Raw genomic sequence first — 19,576 nt, 5'->3', positions numbered from 1 at the left:
GGCATCCTCCTTGATAACCCGGCAAGCCGCCCCCATACTGAGTTATAATGCAGATCTGCATGGGGCCGACTTGGTTTCGACGTGGGTTGCAAAGCAGCGCAGGGCATACCGAGGCCTGACTACCTCGTAAATACAATCAGACAAGATATAACTGCAAACGATAACTCGTACGCACAAGCGGCTTAATACCCGCTTGCTCTACACTACTTCTTCCTTGGGGTAGGCTGGTAAAACAGCAGTAGAGTCATTTACAAGGAATCGCTTTGAACCGGGTCACTTGGTTCGAGGTTAAATCTAAGGTGACTCGCCTTAACGCAGCGTGCGCGTCCGCGTCGTTCGGGTTAAATCAAATGGCAGCGCTAAGTATGTAGAACTGTCTGTAGAGTGCTTGCGGACGCGGGTTCGATTCCCGCCGGCTCCACCACCAATACAAAAGGTCACCCTCTGGGTGGCCTTTTTTATTGGTGTTGCGCCTCCGGGAATTGAATTCGCGGCCGGTACGGACGCGGGGCGAGGCCGGGGTTGCACGAAGCATCGCTTCGCGCCGGGCGAGCCAGTTGGGCTTGCAAGCCCAACTGCGGGAGATTCCCACCTAAAAATAACCCCCACCAATACAAAAGGTCACCCTCTGGGTGGCCTTTTTTATTGGTGGTGTGCCTCCGGGAATTGAATTCGCGTCCGGTCCGGACGCGGGGCGAGGCCGGGGTTGCGCGAAGCATCGCTTCGCGCCGGGCGAGCCAGTTGGGCTTGCAAGCCCAACTGCGGGAGATTCCTTCTGACACCAACGCTACACTCTCCTCGTTCGCACTTCAGTCACTCTCCACCAACAATCCGTTCATCGCATCCCGCATCATGATCGACGCCAGCGACGCATGATCATTTTTCACCATATCAAGATCATGCAAGCCATACCCCGGCAATATCAGCTGCTTGATATAAGCACAATCGCTGTCGCAGGTATAACGCACCTTCCCCGCTTTCTTCTGTACTTCCAGCGTGTACTCGCCATGCACTTTGCCGCGATAGCGGACCATCACGCGCGGCCTGGCGTCGCGGGCTGTGGCTTCGTTCAAATCTTCGTAGACATATTCGCCATCGGACGTGCTGACGTAATGTGGCTGCAGCGGGACTGCCGGTGTGGACTGAGGTGCGGCAGACACGAGGAACAGATGATTGCCATGGGCCGGTTCTGCAATCAGTTTCTGCACCTGCGCCAATGCCGCTTGCATTTGCTCCGGCGTCACTACCGGCGCCGGACTATCCGCAACCACAGCGGATACCTGTGCAGGCAAGGATTGCAACGCGGTGGATGCGACGGATATTCCCGACAACTCGGCATCCAGTGCAAGCTGCCGCTGCTGATACCAGTCGGCCAGACACTCGCGCGTCCGGCAGTTCTTTTCACGCCAGCGCCAGAAGCCGTCCGAGCGTGCGGCGAACTCGCGGCGATCGGCGGCTTTCGCCTTGGCTTGCTTATATGTCTTGCCTAACTGATCGTCGAGACGGGAAAGTTCGGCATCGCCGCAAATGATCATCTCCGTCGCAGAACCGGCTTTGCTGCAGTTGAAGCTGGCACCGAACGCCGAAGTGACGGCACCGCTCGCCAGCAAACTCGCCAGCAGCAATCGCCGCTTCCAATCCGAGGAGCTGAAGGCAATACGAGGATGGGTATCGACCGATGAAAGCGGCGCAATGGCCGATGCGAGGATGCGTTGTATCTGGCTCATGATCTCGTGTGCGTGTCTGAGATGGTGAAAGCCGAAGGATGGCATCGACACATGATCGACAAAATCGAAATGAAGCAGGCTTTCCCGCCGAATTCTTTACAAATACCGGGTAACATTTACGTCCGTTACAAGCCGTTGCAAATTGCTGCCATTCCTTTACTGATTTATCGCATTCACACTCACGCAGATCACCAACATCAACCATGCCGGAATCGGACATCTCTTCAGAAAAGCACAACGCAATACGAAAACTGCCGTTCAAGCCACCGTTTGACTGGGAAAGGCTGCTGCGCTTTTTTGGCGGACGTTCGACCGCGGGCGTGGAAGCAGTGGAGAACGGCGTCTATCTGCGCGCCATCGAGTGGAATGGCGATGCCGGCACGCTGGCGGTTTCGCGGCATCCTGAGAACAACACGCTGATCGCAGTATTGGAAGGCAAGGTCAGCCGTCACGCGGATGAACTGGTTGCGCCGCTCATCCGCATGTTCGGCCTGGATGCCGATCCGCAACCGATTCGCAGTCACCTCGCCGCAGATCCGTGGCTGGCGCCGCTGTTGAAGGCAGCACCCGGCCTGCGCTTGCCTGGTTCGTGGTCAGCGTTTGAACTGATCGTGCGCACCATCGTCGGCCAGCAGGTCAGCGTCAAAGCGGCGACTACCATCGTAGGACGATTGGTGGAACGCGCCGGAGAACGTATCGAACACCATGCGCATGCAGCGACCTCATGGCGTTTTCCCACACCGCATGCCCTGGCAAGCGCGGACCTCACCGCCATCGGCATGCCGGGAAAACGTGTCGCCGCACTACAAGGTTTTGCGCGTGCAGTTGCAGTCGGCGACGTGCCGGTGGATGCGCCCGACGTCGATCTTGCCGACAGGCGCAAAACCCTGCTGGACTTGCCTGGCATCGGACCATGGACAGTCGAGTACGTCGCCATGCGTGCATGGCGCGATGCCGATGCATGGCCGGCATCAGATCTGGTGCTGATGCAAGCGATTGCAGGCCGAGATCCGGCTTTGCTCAAACTCGCTCATCAACGTGCCCACGCTGAAGCGTGGCGACCTTGGCGTGCCTATGTAGCGATGCATTTGTGGAATGAGATCGCCGACCGGCAAGGGCAACAGCGCGGCGGTTAATTCCTTGCCACGGGTCCGGCCTTCACTGTTTTTACAATTTGATACAAAGCTTCGCTACTCATTAGTAGCGAAGCTGGAACCACCTCAAACATTTTCGACTCCATCTTCTGTAAAACATACGACCTTGTATGTTTGGCATCGCGTCGTGACTCTCCGGCAACTTATGGTTCTTTGTGGTTCTCTGTATGTCCCTGAGATTTAGCAAGTAGTTAGCAAATAACAGCAGGCACATTCCGACAATCATCTGCGACCAGACTTTTCCAATAAATCACTCCACGCGATGACCATCGGCCATTACTGTGGAGGGAATCATCAGACACGCCCGCATAAAAATATTGTCGATCTTCGGCACTCGTCCCGAAGCGATCAAGATGGCGCCCTTGCTCAAGGTATTGTCGGCAACGCCCGGCATCGATTCGCGTATTTGCGTCACCGGCCAGCATCGCGAGATGCTGCAGCAAGTTCTTTCGCTTTTCGACATCCAGGCCCATCACAAGCTCGATGTCATGGCACACGACCAAAGCCTCAACGGCTTGAGCGCGCGCCTGCTGGGAGCACTGGATGGCCTGCTGGTCGACGAGCAACCTGATCGCGTGCTGGTGCACGGCGACACCACGACCGCTATGACGGCGGCGCTGGCAGCGTTTCACCGGCGCATTCCAGTGGCGCATGTGGAAGCGGGTCTGCGCACACGCGACATGCAGCAGCCGTGGCCGGAAGAAATGAACCGGCGCACCATCGATCTTGCCAGCGACCTGTTGTTTGCACCGACGCAGCAGTCGCGCAGCAACTTGCTCGAAGAACAATTGCAGGGCCGCATCGTTGTCACCGGTAATACCGTAATCGACGCCTTGCAGATCACGGTGGCCCGACTTGCCGCAGATGCATCTCTGCGTTCCGACATCGATGCGCAACTGCCGCCCTTACACGCGAACAGAAAAACGCTGCTGGTCACCGGCCACCGACGTGAGAATTTCGGCGATGGTTTTCGCAACATCTGCCAGGCATTGGCGATGCTGGCGCGGCGAGACAATCTGCAGATCGTCTATCCGGTGCATCTGAATCCCAACGTGCGCCGGCCGGTCATGGAGATCCTGTCCGGCGTACCGAATCTGCACCTGATCGAACCGCTCGACTATCTGCAATTCGTCCGCATGATGCAGCGCGCCGACGTGATCCTCACCGATTCCGGCGGCGTTCAGGAAGAAGCGCCTTCGCTGGGCAAACCGGTGCTGGTCATGCGCGATGTCACCGAGCGCCCCGAAGCGGTGGCAGCAGGAACCGTGACGCTGGTGGGCACGCGAACCGAGCGTATCGTCCATGCGGTGTCAACGCTGATGAACGACGACATCCTGCGGCAAAGTTATTCGCGGCGGCATAACCCTTACGGTGACGGCAAAGCATCTTCACGGATCGTAAGCACACTGCTGGGACAGCATGCAGCCGAGTTCCAGGAAGCCTCGGCCGGCGACAGCGTACGCGTTATTCATTCCCGGATCGCAATGCCAGCATCGGCACAGGGAAGCCTGGCGCGCACCTTCTGACGGCTTCGCATCCATTCGCGGCAAGCGTACTCGCCGTCTGATGCAGTCTGATGCAGTCTGATTTTTTTATACGGATCTTACGCGACCAGAGCGGTAAGTTCCGGGTCGAATCTCTACACAATATAGACAGGCCATTCCCTAAATGCAGGTCGCATCGTGGGGAACCGTCTCGCCGGAACACATAGACGGGACCGGCGGCAACGCTATTTCGAGACAGGAAAATATGATAACAAACAGTCCTAAAAATCGCCTTCATCACCGCCTTTATCACACCTTACGCGCTGTCTCGATGATGTCGTTATGCGCTCCATTTTTCTTTCCGCCGGCAGCGCATGCCGCTCCTGTTTCAGCTCAGGCTTCTTCCGTTTCATCCACATTCCGCCAGTTGGCCGGCGACACCTGGATCACCCGCAAGGAAACACTTTCCAGCCTCGGCTTCACCACCCCTCTGGTGCTGGCGTCGAACGACAGCAGCCGCGAAATCTATCTCCCCGTTCCTGCCAACGTGCCGCTATCGGACGCGTCACTGAAGATGAATGCCGGCTACCTGCGTGCCGACGGCGGACGCACCACCATGGTATTGGCGGTGGATACCTATCCTGCCGCCGCGCGCGCCATGACGGCAGATCAAGGTGACGCCGGTCTGACCTTGGGCATCGACGGTGCGCCACGCTCCAATGGTTTCGTCAAAGTGGGCATCAACTGGACCACCATGCTGGCAGGACAAACCGCCTGCTCCGATCCGCGCACGCCAGGCAATGTCTTGCGTGTGGCGCCGGACTCCAGTTTCAGTTATCGCTATGACAGCAATGCCATCACCGACTTGCGCACCGCGTGGGGCGCACTGCCGGCAGTCACGGCCATTATGGTCAGCGGCAAACAGCTGACGCAGCAATCCTACGACACCGCGTGGCGCATCGGTGTGGCGTTGGAACGCGCCGGCAAACACAGCACCATCACCACCATGCCTGCAGTCGGCGACAGCATCGATATCGGTCGCCTGACAGTGCCCGCCGCCTTGCGCGCGATTCCGGCGTTCGCTGCATTGAGCGGCAGCGGCATGCATGTATTGAAGACCCCGGCGGAAATCGGCGCACTGATGGCGCTGGGCCAGAACGGCCCCGACGCCCAGCTGCGCGGCGACATCGTGGTCGGCGATCCGGCACTGCTCAATGCCATCACCGTCGCGCTCAATGCTTTGCAGGAACAGATCCGCAGCAGCGCTGCGGATGCCGGTGAAGCGTTCTCGCAATGGCGGCAACGCATCGAGCCTGCACTCCCTGCCAATGGACTGAACCCGCAAGAACTCAGACTGGTGTCGGCATTCGGACATCCGGTGATCCTGGCCGGCATGCAATCGGGCGCCAACTTCGCCAGCCTGTTCGACAACTTCTGGCGAAATATCAGCGGCTCACCGGCATTGACCGTGCGCGCCGCGCACAAACCCCGCAGCGAGGAATCTTTCATCCTCCTTAAAAATCTGGGCGGAGCGCCTGGCAGTTTCGACGTGATGAGCCGCGCCGACTGGACGGCCTCGTTCGATATTGCCGAAGTCGCCAGCGACGGCCGCGTTCCGGGCGAACTGGTGCTCGACATCTCCGCTGCGCCAGGTGCCGGACGCACGCCGCCGGTTGCCTCCATCTTCCTCAATGACGTTTTACTCGGTGCCAAGCATCTGCGCGCCGACGGCCAGCGCGAACGCATCAGCGCCAAGATTCCACCGCATGCATTGGCGGCGCAAAACCTGTTGAAGGTCGCTTTCGTGCGTCAGCCATCCAGCGACAATTGCCGTGAAACGCCACAAGCCTTTCCGGTTGCCGTACTGGCATCCAGTCACGTCAAACTCAGCAAGGCCAAAGCAGAGGCCAACTTCACCAGCATGGTGCGCCGCTTTACGGACGGCGCCGAACTGATCCTGCCCAAGGCCTATCTCGCGCATGCCGATGCCAGTCTGCAAAACGTCATCATGCTGGCGGCCAGCACCGGCGTCTCGCCCGCCAAGGCGACACTGCGCGTCGCGGATGACAGCAAGGTGATCGAACCTGCACACCCGTTCCTCGCGCTCGACGTACCGCTCAAGGATGGCAAGAGCATGATCGCCGTCAACGGCAATGCGCTGGTGCTCAACGACCATTCGCAAAAGCCGTTGCTGGACATCAGCGGTCTCAATCGCTTCGGCATGCTGGAAGTGAACAAGATTTCCGGCAACGAGGGCATCGTCTATCGCAGTGTCGGCGCGCAGCAGCCCTTGCTGGCCAAACCTTTCCAGCTTTCCACGGGCAATATCGCTGCGGTCGGCACCAGTGGCTTGCTGTCGGAGATCGACACGGATGACACCAGCGGCCGCGATTCGGTGCAGGATGCGCCGGTGCTGACGGTGGCCGACATGCTGTGGTGGGTGGTGCCGCTGTTCATCGTTGCCTTGTTCATCGGCTTGCTGATTCTCGCCAGCCGCGCGCGCCGACGTCGCATCACCCAACTTGAGGCCGCCAGGGACGCGCCCGACAATGCGCCCGATCACGATCAGAGCACGCCGTCCTGATGTTGATCGTCAATAACAAGAACAACCGGAGCGCCTGATGTTTGCGACTGCCAATGCCACTGCCCAGCTGGATTTCCTCACCGCGAATTACTATGCGGCGCTGGAGATCTCGGCTGCGGTGGTGGCGATCCTGATCCTGATCTCGGCGCTGGACGATCTGTTCTTCGACCTGTGGTACTGGGGACGCCGCCTCTACCGCAAGCTCACCATCGAGCGCGACCGCACCCCGCTGACAGCGGCGCAGCTGCATGAGCGCGACGAACAGCCGATCGCCATCATGGTCCCGGCCTGGCTGGAATACGACGTCATTGCGCACATGATCGAAGACATGGTGGCGACGCTCGACTATCGCCATTACCAGGTCTTCGTCGGCACCTACGTCAATGACGCCCGGACCATCGCCGAGGTGGAACGCATGCGCGGACGCTACAAGCAGCTGCGCCGCGTCGAAGTACCTCATGCCGGGCCGACCTGCAAGGCCGATTGCCTGAACTGGATCGTCAAGGCCATCTTCGCCCACGAGCGCGAAATGAATATGCACTTTGCCGGTGTCGTGCTGCATGACAGCGAAGACGTGCTCCATCCGCTGGAGCTGAAGTTCTTCAACTACCTGTTGCCGCGCAAGGACATGATCCAGTTGCCGGTGGCTTCGCTGGAGCGCGAATGGTACGAGCTGGTCGCCGGCACCTACATGGACGAATTCGCCGAGAGCCATGCCAAGGACATGATGGTGCGCGAGAGCGTGGCCGGCATCGTGCCGTCGGCGGGCGTCGGCACCTGCTTCTCGCGCAAGGCCTTGCATGGTCTGCTGGCGGAATCCGGCGGCGAGCCTTTCAACACCGCCAGCCTGACCGAAGATTACGAAGTCGGCACACGTCTGGCACGCATGGGCATGCAAACGATTTTTGCGCGCTTCCCGGTGCAATTTGCAGTGACCCGGCGACCATGGTTTTCCGACGGCGACGGTGTCAGCACCACACTGGAAACGCCGCTGAGTGTGCGTGAGTATTTTCCCGACACCTTTCGCCAGGCCTACCGGCAAAAAGCCCGCTGGGTACTCGGCATCGGACTGCAAAGCTGGGAACAGATCGGCTGGAGCGGCTCGCTGGCGGCACGCTATCTGCTGCTGCACGATCGCAAGGGCATCGTGACCGCTTTCGTCAGCATGCTGGGATATGTGCTGGCGGCGCAGTTCATCGTGTTCTCTGTCGCGACAACGTTCAATCTGTGGGATATCTTCTATCCGCCGCTGCTGGCCGGCGACGGCTGGTGGCGTACGGTCTTGCTGCTCAATGCGCTGGCGATGATCAATCGCGGTGCGCATCGATTTTATTTCACCTCCCAGCTGTACGGCTGGCGCCATGGCTTGATGTCGCTGCCACGCATGGTGGTGTCGAACTTCGTCAACTTCATGGCAGTGGCGCGCGCATGGCGTTTGTTCCTGCTGTATCTGTTTGCCGGCAAGGCTCTGGCGTGGGACAAGACCATGCACGACTTCCCCAGCGACGGTCATCTGGTGCGACCGCGCCAGCGGCTCGGCGATCTGCTCAAGACCTGGCAGGCGGTCGATGACGTCACCCTCAACCGCGCGCTGGAAGAACAGCGGCGTACTCAACTGCCCTTGGGCACGGTGATGGTGTCGCACGGCTGGCTGGATGAAGAAACGCTGGCCGAAGCGCTGGCCTATCAGGAACGCCGGCCACGCGTGAGCCTGACCCGCGACCTGGTGGAACAGCACCGCGACCGGCTGGCGTCGGAAGTGGCGACACGCTTGCGCGCACTGTTCATCGGTGAGGAAGTATTGAACGATGTCCGTATTGCACGGGTGGCTGTCGCCAGCGACTTGAGCGACGACGCGCGCACCGAACTGGAGGCAGCGCTCGGCCTGCCGCCATTCGCCATGATCGCGCGCGAATCGGAAATCGCCGCCGGCCTGCGCCTGCTGCACGGTCAGCGCAACGCCTTCGACAAGAATCGTACGGAAGCGCGCGTGCCGCTGCTTGGCGACTTGCTGATCTCAAGCGGCTTGCTGTCGCGTGAGGTCTTCGATGCTGCTATGCATCGCTACCGACCTGACCGGCACGGTCGCATCGGCGATTATCTGGTGGATCAATCGGTGATCTCACGCGAGGCCATCGAACAGGCGGTACGCGAACAGCGTCGGCTTTTTCAACAACCCGGCGGCCAGACCGCCTGAGAACAACAATGACAATGCGACTCAGCTTCCACTCCGCTGCTCTTGCCTTGCTACTGGCGCCGGTCGCCGTCTCGGCACAGATGGCGATCGTGCCGCTACCTTTGAGCGGACCTGCTTACGAACTGGCGCAAGAGGCTTACCGCGCTTCTGCCCGCGGCGATTATCCGCGCGCCATTGCTCAACTGCGGGAAGCGATCCGCTTGCGTCCCGATGTCGCCGCGTTGCGCGAACAGCTTCGCCAAATCCGGCAAGAGCAGGCGCGCACGCGCGAGATGGCAAGTACAAGGCGTGACGCCGGCTATGACGATGCCGACTCGGCGTTTCGCGCCTATACCCGCCGCGACTATCCGGAAGCGGCACAGCTGGCGCGCAAGGCAGCGGAGAAGTCGCCCGGCAACCCGGCCTACTGGCTGCTGCTGGGCAACGCACTGATCGCGCAGCAACACTACGATGAAGCCGATCGCGTATTGAAAGAAGGCGCCGCCAAAGTCGGCGATGCCGAACCGCTGACGACGCGCCGCAACTACGTACGCCGGGAGATGGCAGCGTTGCAGGCTGCGCGCGTCTACAGTGCGCAGCAGAACAACGATGCGCAAGGTGAGTTGGAAGCGGCGCAAGAGGCCGTCAACTACACGCCGGACAATCATTCGTACCGCCTGATGCTGGCGATTGCCTTGCTGCACAACGAACGCTGGAATGATGCGGTCGACGCGGCCTCTTCCGCTTTCGCACAAAACCGGACTCGCAGCGATGCGCTGGTGCTGCGCGCCTATGCGCAACGCCGTCTCGGGAAAATCGATGAGGCTGCCAGCGACTTTGCGCAAGCACGCGCTATTGCAACGCCGAAGGACTTGCCGTCGATTCAGACCATCGCTGCTGCCGCACAAGACAATCGCATTGACGCCCGCCATTTTCCTGTGCCTGCGTTGGATTGCACCGATCCGGCATCTTGCCTGGTCGTCCCCGGCCGGTTGCCGCGCGACCGTGGTTATGAAGCGGCGACGCTGGCCTATGAGGCGCTCGATGAAAAACGCAACAACGATGCCGTCCGGCAAGCGCAGACCGCCGTCCGTTTGTCACCCGACAATCCCGACTACGACCAGCTCCTGCTCAGCGCCTTGCTTGCCGCCGGCCGCCTGCAGGATGCGGAACAAGCGGCATCGTCTGCATTGACCAGGAACCCGGATGCTGCCGTGCTCGCGCAGCGCGGACTGATCCGCGGCCAGCTCGGTCGCAGCGCCGACGCGCGCAACGATTTTGTACAGGCACTGGCGCAAGGCGGCTTGCCTCCGGCGACCGAAATCGATCTGCTGATGCGCACTGATCAGCCAACGCAGGCGCGCAAACGATTTGAGGACGCACAGCGCAATGGCGCGCTGGCTGCGATGAGCTATCTGGAACTGGCCTACCTTGCCGCACGCGTCGGCGACAACGAGGACGCGGCACAGGCGTTCGAGCAAGCCGATCGTCGCGGCGCATTGCCGGATACGGCGCTGGAAGATGCCGCCTACAGCGCCAGCCATGCCGGCGACGACCGCAGCGCCGGCACGTGGTTCAGACGAAGCGTCGACGCCGCCAATGCGGGACGCATCGACAAGACCCCGCAACAGCAGTTCGATACCCGGCGCGCACTGGCAACGACGGATCGTGAATTCGGCCTCATCGCTTCACTCACGCGCAGCGGCGGCGGCCCGAGCGCTGCAGGTGCAGGTGCCGGAGGGCAACCCGGCGCCTCGCGCGGCAGCAGCAGCTTGCAAGCGGGTACGGAAGCTTACTGGCGGCCGTTCGGCTATCGCGACGGCAGCACCATCGAAGTGTTCGGCCGCGTGTTCCAGACCTTGCAGGATCGCAGCGGCGGCGCCACCGGTACGCAGACGGCGCAGGCAACGGTGGGCGCGCGCTGGAAACCCTGGTCATCGCAAAATATCGTGATGTCCGTCGGGCGTCTGATCCCCCTTGGCTCGCAGGCCAGCAGCGACTGGCTGGCGCAGCTGGCGTATTCGGATGGCCTCGGCACCGACTTGCGCGTCGATAGGCCATCGTGGTGGACCACGCAGTGGTATGCCGAAGCCGGACGGTATATTCAGCATCCGCAAACTTATGGCCTGGCGTCGGTGCAGACCGGCCGCAGCGTACGGCTGGATGCAATCGATCCGCGGCTGGTGGTGTTTCCGCATGTGACGCTCAATACAGACTACAACTCGCTGAACAGCCGGCGCAGCGCCATGGGCGTAGGACCGGGCGTCAATCTGCGATACTGGTTTCGCGAGGATACCTATCACGCACCACGCTCGTATATTGAGTTGTCCTTGCAGTATCGACTGAAGATAACCGGCGACGAACGCGCGCGCGGCTTCTTCATGACGACTACGCTTTCTTATTGACGACGGAGATAGGGTGAACTCACGCACAGTCGATATCGGCACACATGCATTCACTGCATTGCGCAGCAAGACGCTGGCGATCCTGGCGTCAGCGGTGCTGGCCGCGTGCGCCGGTTGCGACCTTGCACAAGACAGCTCCTCGCAGGAGCCGTCGCATATCGACGGCGTGGTCTGGCAACCGGACAACGCCACCATCAACCCACACGGAAAATGGGACCAGCTCGGCGCGTCGGAATTGCTGGTGCAATGGTCGGCAGTCGACGGCATGTCTTTCGTGCCGGGAAGCACGTTGCCGCCCGTCGGCGCCCTGCCTGACTGGGACCGTATCGCGACAGAACCATGGGCGCACAACGTCATCCTCGGTCTGGCCGGCCGTTTTGACGAGAAGGCGGCACGTGCCGATATCGACAAGCTTGCGGCCGACTCTGCCGCATTGGCGGCATTGCCGACGCCGCTGCATGTGACAGGCTGGTTCTTCCCGGTTGAAATCGATCCGACCTGGAGCGATGCACCGCGACTTGCGGCCTTGTTGAATCGCTTGCCGCGCCCGCTTTGGATCAGCGTGTATGACAGCGCCAACGTCGGGCCGGATGCACTGGCTGCCGGGTTGTTGAAATGGCTGCCGGCGGATGTCGGCGTGTTCTTTCAGGACGGCGTCGGCGTCTATGCGCGCGAGCCCCGCATCGCGCGCCATTATGCCGACGTGCTGTCGCAGCGACTCGGACACGCGCGCGTGCGCATCATCGCCGAGATGTTCCGGCCGATGCCGGGTGGCGGCTTTCGCAGCGCCACGGCCGAAGAAATCCGTCCGCAACTGGCGATCTATAAAGGCTATCGGGTATGGGCTTTCGATGGGCCGCATTATTTGCCGGATGCTTTGGTGGAGCAATTGCGCAGACGCTGATGAAGTTATTTTTCTGGCAATATTGTGACGCCTGTCTCTTCAAGATTCCAGAATGCTTTCTCCAATATCAGCGATAGCCGCGAAGATAATCACGGAAAAAATTCTGTAACCGTCTGCAACCGACACGCTATTTGTCGCGCCCGACGCCGCCAACAGAATATAATGGCGCACATCTTTTGCACTACACCTTAGGCCATGAGCTCCGAATTTCACCAACTCTCCGAGAAAGTCGCGCAACTTGCCGCTCTGACTCAGTCATTGCGCCGCGAAAACGCCGAACTGCGTCTTAACGTCTCCGCCCTGACAACTGAGAATGCGGAATTGGCGCGGCGCATGGAAGAAGCGCATCAGCGCGTTGAAGCCTTGCTGGAAAAATTGCCAGTTGCGGCGCCGACGACACCAGCGATCAATGAAGAGGAGACAGCATGATTCAGCTCAACGTGACAATCATGGGCCACTCCTACACGCTGGCATGCAAGGAAGGTGAAGAGGCAACGTTGCAGCAAGCCGTTGCTTACCTGGATGAAAAGATGTGCGTCATCCGCGACTCCGGCAAGATCAAGGGCAATGATCGCATCGCGGTCATGGCCGCGCTCGGCATTGCCGCAGAATTGCTGTCGACCCAACCGGGCGACGGTCCTTTTGCCGGCCTGACGGTTGCAGAATGGAAGCAAAGCATCGCTGCCATGCATACGGTGCTGGATGAAGCATTGGCGCCGCAGGAAAATTTGTTCTGAGTTCTTTCCGAGCATATTTTTTAACGTATTTTCCTGCACGCCATTTTCAATTCTTGACCTGTGAGAAACTCATTTCGTACGTCGCGTGCGTGCGCTTTTTGCTCCTCGATGTCAATGCATGTGCATGAATAATTTTTCGTCACATCGCTCTGCGCAAATACCCGATATTTTTACGCAAACACTTTGACAAGAATCGCGAATAGAGTAGACTTAAGTCTCCTGCCGTGTTCGCGAATGCTTATATTCCTTGAACCATTTATGTGCACAGGCTGTGGGATTTTGTTTGGTGGGCGTGAGCGTCGCTAGTCCGATGAACCCGAAATTAAACTAACTGCAGCCAACTTGAACCGCTTGGTTCAGGATGCCAGCATAGCGGCACAGGCGGGACTAGATTCAGAAAAAATCGACTGTAGAAATACGGTCGATTTTTTTATGCAAAAACGCTTTGTGAAGGCTTTGTAGAATTCGCTGCTGCACCGGCAGCCGAGATCCTGTCATCGACCTCGTGCGGCGTTCGCATTGCTTGCTGATTACAACGAAGGAGTGTGCGGAGAGATGGCAAAGACGCGCATGAACAGGCGCGAGGATCTGGTGCCATGCAGCGATAGATAGCGATCAGTCGCTGCGCTTCTTGGCCGCAGCTTTACGCTCATGCCCCACTTCGGCAATCGCATCCTGAAACTCGGTGACGTCTTCAAAGCTCTTGTAGACCGAGGCAAAGCGAATGTAGGCAATCTTGTCGAGGCGCTTCAATTCGCGCATGACCAATTCGCCAACCTGTCCCGACACGACTTCGCGCGCGCCGCTGGACAACAGCTTTTCCTGAATGCTCTGAATCGCACCATCGACCGCTTCGGCCGACACCGGGCGCTTGCGCAGGGCAAGCATCAGACTGGCGCGCAGTTTGGACGGATCGAACTCGCTGCGGCTGCCGTTCTTCTTGACGATGACAGGCATGGTCAGCTCAATGCGCTCATAAGTCGTGAACCGCTTGTCGCAATTGGCGCAACGGCGGCGGCGGCGAATCGCGTCGCCCTCTTCCGAGAGTCGCGTATCCAACACGGGCGTGTCGTCATGATTGCAGAAGGGACATTTCATAGAGGCGAGTAGAAGCTGACTGCTGGGTTAATACCGGAGACCATCTTACTGCGCCTGCGGCCTTCATCTTCGTTGATGCAAAGAAGATGAAGGCCGCAGGATGAAACAACAACTTTACTGAATCGCTACTGACTAGACTTGCGCCTGATTACGCAGCATAAACCGGGAACGCGTCAGTCAACTTCTTGACTTCAGCCTTCACGCGCTCGATGGTTGCGGCGTCATGCGGGTTGTCGAGCACGTCGGCGATCAGGTTAGCGACCTTTTCCGCTTCCGCTTCCTTGAAACCGCGTGTGGTCATCGCCGGGCTGCCCAGACGGATACCGGAAGTCACAAATGGCTTCTCCGGATCGTTAGGAATGCCGTTCTTGTTGCACGTCATGTGAGCCGAACCCAGGATCGCTTCGGCTTCCTTGCCGGTCAGATTCTTCGGACGCAGATCCACCAGCATCACGTGCGACTCGGTACGACCGGAGACGATGCGCAGACCGCGCTTGATCAGCGTCTTGGCCAGCACATCGGCGTTCTTCACGACTTGCTGTTGATACGCCTTGAATTCCGGCGACAGCGCTTCCTTGAATGCCACTGCCTTGCCGGCGATGACATGCATCAGCGGACCGCCCTGGATGCCTGGGAAGATTGCCGAGTTGATGGCCTTTTCGTGCTCGGCCTTCATCAGGATCACGCCACCGCGCGGACCGCGCAGCGACTTGTGCGTGGTCGATGTGACGAAGTCAGCAAACGGCACAGGGTTCGGATATACGCCTGCAGCGATCAGACCGGCGTAGTGCGCCATGTCGACCATGAAGTAAGCGCCGACTTCCTTGGCGATCTTGGCGAAGCGTTCGAAGTCGATACGCAGTGCGTAAGCGGATGCACCGGCGATGATCAGCTTCGGCTTCTTTTCACGCGCCAGTGCTTCCATGGCTTCGTAGTCGATTTCTTCCTTGTCGTTCAGACCGTAGGAAACGACGTTGAACCACTTGCCGGACATGTTCAATGCCATGCCATGCGTCAGGTGGCCGCCTTCAGCCAGCGACATACCCATGATGGTATCGCCTGGTTTCAACATGGCGAAGAACACGCCCTGATTTGCTTGCGAACCGGAGTTCGGCTGTACGTTGGCGGCTTCGGCGCCGAACAATTGCTTCAGGCGATCGATGGCCAGTTGCTCAGCCATATCGACGAATTCGCAACCGCCGTAGTAACGCTTGCCCGGATAGCCCTCAGCGTACTTGTTGGTCAGTTGGGTGCCCTGGGCTTCCATGACTGCAGGCGAAGTGTAGTTTTCGGAAGCGATCAGCTCGATGTGGTCTTGCTGACGGACGTTTTCTTTCTGGATGACCGACCACAATTCCGGGTCGATATTCGCGATGGTGTGATTCTTTGCAAACATGATTTCTCCAATGGATGAGGATGCGCCTGAAGGCATATCAGTTCGGCGCGCCCAAAAAGCAAAAACACAATGGGCGAAGCCGACTTGACTGACTTCCAAATCGAATGAGGGCCAAAAATAAAAGGGAATTGCAGGCAGCCTCAGTCGTACGTTCTCCATTCAGGGCTGCCCAGGCGCACGGCTAATGAAATCTCACGCTTCCCGATGGATACCCATCTTGTACCGGAACAAGGTCCCGGTTTTTCGCCAGTTACGTGAGACGAAATGGTCTGCCCATTGTAAGTGAAGGCTTAAATTTCAGCAAGATTTGCGTCTGCCGCCCTGCGTGAATATGTTGCAACGCACGCCACCTCTCGCCGCGGCCCGCTTTGGGCTACAATTTCGGGTTATAGATGCAGATATGCATTGCCCAGACACCAACACGGAGAACAACACAATGATCGTCTTGATTACAGGTGCAACAGCTGGTTTCGGCGCAGAAATGGCACGCAAATTCGTGCAAAATGGTCACAAGGTCATCGCTACAGGCCGTCGCAAGGATCGCCTCGACGCCCTCGCCGGCGAATTCGGCGACAAGGTGCTGCCACTGGTGCTGGACGTCACCGACAAGGCTTCCATTAAATCCGCCCTGGCAAGTCTGCCGCAAGGCTGGCAAGACATCGACGTACTGATCAATAACGCCGGCCTCGCGCTGGGCCTGGAGCCTGCCCATCAGGTCGCGCTGGAAGACTGGGAAACCATGATCGACACCAACGTCAAGGGTCTGGTCACCGTCACGCATCACATCCTGCCGAACATGGTCAAGCGCGGCACCGGCACGATTATCAACTTGGGGTCGATCGCCGGCGCTTATCCGTATCCGGGCGGCAACGTTTACGGCGCCACCAAGGCATTCGTGGACCAGTTCACCCTGAACCTGCGCGCTGATCTGGTCGGCACCGGCGTGCGCGCCACCAACCTGGCGCCCGGCCTGTGCGGCGGCACCGAATTCTCCAACGTGCGTTTCAAGGGCAACGACAGCGCGGCCGCCAAGGTCTACGAAGGCACCACCCCGCTGACCGCCGAAGACATCGCGGAAGCAGCTTTCTGGGTCGCCACCCTGCCGCCGCATGTCAACATCAACTACATCGAACTGATGCCAACTTGCCAAGGTTTTGGACCGCTGAATATCAAACGCGCCCAATAAATCTGATAAACGCCCCCAGATGTCCGAATCAACCAATAAGAACAATATGAGCAGCAACAGCGTCGGTAGCAGTAACAGCGACGCCTTCGCCTGGCCGGTGCGGGTCTACTACGAAGACACCGACACCGGCGGCGTGGTGTTTTACGCCAACTATCTCAAGTTCTTTGAGCGCGCGCGCACCGAGTGGCTGCGTGCGCTGGGCTACTCCCAACAAGCACTGGCCGAATCTGCGGGTCTGATCTTCGTGGTCAAAAACACCACGGTGGATTACTTTGCACCGGCGCGCCTCGACGATGAACTGAAACTGACCGTCGTGGTCGAACAGTTCCGCAACGCCTCGCTGGCTTTCGTTCAGGAAGCGTGGCGTACCTCGGGAACACCACAGGGAACAGAACAAACATTACTGGCGCGCGGCCGCATCACCATCGTCTGCGTCAACGCGGCGAGCTTCCGGCCTCAGGCCATTCCGGAAGAAATGCTGGCGCGCTTCAAGGAAAATTTATAATTCGCCATCTATTCAACATCTGCACGGCTTGCGCATCAAGCTTGCAAGTCAAGCCTGCACCTCATGACCGCAGCGGCGTCTTTACACCTGCCTCAACGGAATTGAAAAAATTTGCACGTACAATTGACCATCTCTGACTGAACCTCCGACCCTCAATCCCCCATGAATGTCACTCAAGATCTATCCTTCGTTACCCTGATCGCCAATGCCTCCGTCATTGTGCAACTTGTCATGTTGCTCTTGCTGTCGGCGTCGATTTTCAGCTGGACCTACATCTTCCGCAAGATGTTCACGATCCGCAGCTCGCGCATCCAGACCGAAGAGTTCGAACGCTCGTTCTGGTCCGGTGGCAATCTGATTGCACTGTACCAGGACACGCTGTCCAACCGCCGCAAGGGCGGCGGCCACGGCGGTGCGCTGGAACGCATCTTCCAGGCCGGTATGGGCGAATTCAACAAAGCCAAGGCGCAAGTTGGCAAAGGCGCCACGATCGATTCGACCGGCTTGCTGGACGGCGCCCGCCGCGCCATGCGTGCAGCCTACCAGCGTGAAATGGATGCACTGGAATCGCACCTGGCCTTCCTGGCGTCGGTCGGTTCGGTGTCGCCGTATGTGGGCCTGTTCGGCACGGTGTGGGGCATCATGAACGCCTTCCGCGGCCTTGCCAACGTGCAACAGGCTACGCTTGCCGCCGTCGCGCCTGGTATTGCCGAAGCGCTGATCGCGACCGCGATCGGCCTCTTTGCAGCGATTCCTGCCGTGATTGCCTACAACCGCTATTCGCACGATATCGACCGCCTGGCGATCCGCTTTGAAAGCTTCATCGAAGAATTCTCCAATATCTTGCAACGTCAGGCACGCTAATGGCAGGTTCATCCATGCGCGGGGGACGCACCCGCAAGTTCAAATCCGAAATCAACGTCGTGCCCTACATCGACGTGATGCTGGTGCTGCTGATCATTTTCATGGTGGCAGCGCCGGTGAACGACCCGAGCGTCATCAACCTGCCGACCGCCGGCAAGTCGACCGTGCCGCCGAACGAATACATCGAGATCGCGCTGAAGCCCGACGCCAAGGCCACCATCAAGGTCAACGGCCCGAAGCGCGGTGAGACGCAAACCGCAAGCAGCCGCAACGACCTGGCGCAAAAACTGCAGGCCTTGCATGCGGACAGCCCCGACATGCCGGTGATGATTTCCGCTGACAAGGACATCAAGTACGACGAAGTGATTCAGGCCATTGCGTCCGCCAAGAAGCTGGGCATCACACGCGTGGGACTGGCAACGAAGTAATATGAGCTCTCCTTACCAAGTACCGAGACAACCGGGTCGCTGGCGCGCCATCGCGCTGGCGGTGGTGGTCCATATGGCCTTGCTGGCTTTCCTCTGGTTCGGCATCAGCTGGCAGAGCCAGACGCCGCTCACCGTCGAGGCGGAAATCTGGGATCCGAACGTCAAGGAAGCCGCCCCGCTGCCACAACCCGAGCCGGAACCGGAACCGCCGAAACCGACGCCGCAACCGGCCCCTGAACCAGTCAAGCCACCGCCGCCACCGAAGGTCGAAGAGCCTCCGGTCGTGAAGCCGGATATCGCGCTGGAGAAAGAAAAAGAGAAGGAAAAGAAGCGCAAGGAAGCGGAAAAGAAAGATCGCGAAGAGAAGGCGAAAGAAGCCAAGCTCGAGCGTGAAAAAGAAGATCAGCTGAAGAAGGAAAAACAGGAGAAGCTGGACGCCGACAAGAAACTCGCCAAGCAAAAGGAAGACGCCGAAGCGAAGAAGAAAGCCGACGCCGATAAACTTGCTGCCGAGAAGAAACAGAAGCAGCAAGCAGCCGACAACAAGGCAGCCGAGCAACGTCGCCAGGATGACCTGAAACGCATGATGGGTCAGGCCACCAGCAATAGCGGCGGCACCGGTACGGCGGCGCAATCGCAAGGCCCGCGCGGCGCGGCAGACTATGGCCGCAAGCTGGGCGCGAAGATCCGTTCCAACACCATCTTCGACGTGCCTGGCGAATTGAGCGCGAACCCGGCGGTAGAATACACTGTCGAACTGCTGCCAGACGGCACGGTACGCAGCATCCGCAAGAACAGAACATCCGGCATTCCGGGCTTTGACGAAGCAGTCCTGCAAGCGATCAACAAATCGCAACCTTTCCCTCCTGACAAGGATGGCCGGGTGCCGAACAGCTTTACTTTCACCCATTTACCGAAAGATCAGTAA

General features: G+C 59.1%; 16 protein-coding genes, 2 other RNA genes and 1 riboswitch. Of the genes, 15 read left to right on the top strand and 3 right to left on the bottom strand.

Going from position 1 to position 19,576, the window contains the following annotated elements:
• The first annotated feature begins 61 nt into the window (after nt 1–61).
• Nucleotides 62–424, top strand: a transfer-messenger RNA (tmRNA) gene (gene ssrA / locus AC1RN6_RS21150).
• A gap of 385 nt (nt 425–809) precedes the next feature.
• On the opposite strand, the gene AC1RN6_RS21145 is transcribed toward ssrA, so the two are convergent.
• Complete coding sequence (locus AC1RN6_RS21145) at nt 810–1,727, bottom strand: lysozyme inhibitor LprI family protein (RefSeq protein WP_493007420.1); 918 nt, start codon at nt 1,725–1,727, stop codon at nt 810–812.
• A gap of 203 nt (nt 1,728–1,930) precedes the next feature.
• Between AC1RN6_RS21145 and AC1RN6_RS21140 the strand changes: the two genes are divergently transcribed.
• From AC1RN6_RS21140 to ssrS, 9 genes are all read left to right on the top strand, one after another.
• Complete coding sequence (locus AC1RN6_RS21140) at nt 1,931–2,863, top strand: DNA-3-methyladenine glycosylase family protein (RefSeq protein ID WP_493007418.1); 933 nt, start codon at nt 1,931–1,933, stop codon at nt 2,861–2,863.
• A gap of 326 nt (nt 2,864–3,189) precedes the next feature.
• Nucleotides 3,190–4,407 (top strand): non-hydrolyzing UDP-N-acetylglucosamine 2-epimerase, encoded by a 1,218-nt coding sequence (gene wecB, locus AC1RN6_RS21135; RefSeq protein ID WP_493007631.1) that lies wholly within the window; start codon nt 3,190–3,192, stop codon nt 4,405–4,407.
• A gap of 385 nt (nt 4,408–4,792) precedes the next feature.
• The gene (locus AC1RN6_RS21130) at nt 4,793–6,949 is read left to right on the top strand and encodes a cellulose synthase (protein WP_493007417.1); all 2,157 of its coding nucleotides are present in this window, start codon (nt 4,793–4,795) and stop codon (nt 6,947–6,949) included.
• 37 nt (nt 6,950–6,986) lie between these two features.
• Nucleotides 6,987–9,146 (top strand): glycosyl transferase family protein, encoded by a 2,160-nt coding sequence (locus AC1RN6_RS21125; RefSeq protein ID WP_493007415.1) that lies wholly within the window; start codon nt 6,987–6,989, stop codon nt 9,144–9,146.
• A gap of 8 nt (nt 9,147–9,154) precedes the next feature.
• Nucleotides 9,155–11,530, top strand: a complete 2,376-nt coding sequence (locus AC1RN6_RS21120) for an NfrA family protein (RefSeq protein ID WP_493007413.1) — start codon at nt 9,155–9,157, stop codon at nt 11,528–11,530.
• A gap of 13 nt (nt 11,531–11,543) precedes the next feature.
• Nucleotides 11,544–12,434, top strand: a complete 891-nt coding sequence (locus AC1RN6_RS21115; RefSeq protein ID WP_493007412.1) for an alpha-amylase family protein — start codon at nt 11,544–11,546, stop codon at nt 12,432–12,434.
• A 195-nt stretch (nt 12,435–12,629) separates the two neighbouring features.
• Nucleotides 12,630–12,863 carry a DUF904 domain-containing protein gene (locus tag AC1RN6_RS21110; protein WP_493007410.1) on the top strand — a complete coding sequence of 78 codons (234 nt, stop codon included), beginning with the start codon at nt 12,630–12,632 and terminating at the stop codon, nt 12,861–12,863.
• Nucleotides 12,860–13,171, top strand: coding sequence for a cell division protein ZapA (locus AC1RN6_RS21105; protein WP_050479476.1), 312 nt, complete (start codon nt 12,860–12,862; stop codon nt 13,169–13,171). The genes AC1RN6_RS21110 and AC1RN6_RS21105 overlap by 4 nt, the downstream gene beginning before the upstream one ends.
• A gap of 213 nt (nt 13,172–13,384) precedes the next feature.
• A non-coding RNA gene (gene ssrS / locus AC1RN6_RS21100) (6S RNA) lies at nt 13,385–13,563 on the top strand.
• A 223-nt stretch (nt 13,564–13,786) separates the two neighbouring features.
• Here the strand turns inward: ssrS and nrdR are convergent.
• Entirely contained in the window at nt 13,787–14,269 is a 483-nt protein-coding gene (gene nrdR / locus AC1RN6_RS21095) for a transcriptional regulator NrdR (RefSeq protein WP_493007408.1), read from the bottom strand.
• Between the two features lie 148 nt (nt 14,270–14,417).
• On the bottom strand, nt 14,418–15,665 hold the full coding sequence (glyA, locus tag AC1RN6_RS21090; protein ID WP_094564961.1) for a serine hydroxymethyltransferase: 1,248 nt from the start codon (nt 15,663–15,665) through the stop codon (nt 14,418–14,420).
• Between the two features lie 160 nt (nt 15,666–15,825).
• A riboswitch (ZMP/ZTP riboswitch) is annotated at nt 15,826–15,929 on the bottom strand.
• A 172-nt stretch (nt 15,930–16,101) separates the two neighbouring features.
• On the opposite strand from glyA, the gene AC1RN6_RS21085 reads away from it, so the two are divergent.
• The 5 genes from AC1RN6_RS21085 to tolA all read left to right on the top strand — a co-directional run bounded on the left by AC1RN6_RS21085 (nt 16,102) and on the right by tolA (nt 19,576).
• A complete protein-coding gene (locus tag AC1RN6_RS21085; protein WP_493007406.1) occupies nt 16,102–16,851 on the top strand; it encodes an SDR family oxidoreductase in 750 nt (249 codons plus the stop codon).
• Between the two features lie 46 nt (nt 16,852–16,897).
• Complete coding sequence (gene ybgC / locus AC1RN6_RS21080) at nt 16,898–17,356, top strand: tol-pal system-associated acyl-CoA thioesterase (protein WP_493007405.1); 459 nt, start codon at nt 16,898–16,900, stop codon at nt 17,354–17,356.
• Between the two features lie 162 nt (nt 17,357–17,518).
• Nucleotides 17,519–18,220 (top strand): protein TolQ, encoded by a 702-nt coding sequence (gene tolQ, locus AC1RN6_RS21075; RefSeq protein ID WP_493007404.1) that lies wholly within the window; start codon nt 17,519–17,521, stop codon nt 18,218–18,220.
• Nucleotides 18,220–18,648, top strand: coding sequence for an ExbD/TolR family protein (locus AC1RN6_RS21070; protein ID WP_050479482.1), 429 nt, complete (start codon nt 18,220–18,222; stop codon nt 18,646–18,648). Before tolQ ends, AC1RN6_RS21070 begins: the two co-directional genes overlap by 1 nt.
• A gap of 1 nt (nt 18,649) precedes the next feature.
• Nucleotides 18,650–19,576: a cell envelope integrity protein TolA gene (tolA, locus tag AC1RN6_RS21065; protein WP_493007403.1), complete on the top strand. Its 927-nt coding sequence runs from the start codon at nt 18,650–18,652 to the stop codon at nt 19,574–19,576.

It is taken from the genome of Herbaspirillum sp. GW822-FHT03A08, assembly GCF_058801885.1.
This window is presented reverse-complemented; position numbering and strand designations above follow the sequence as displayed.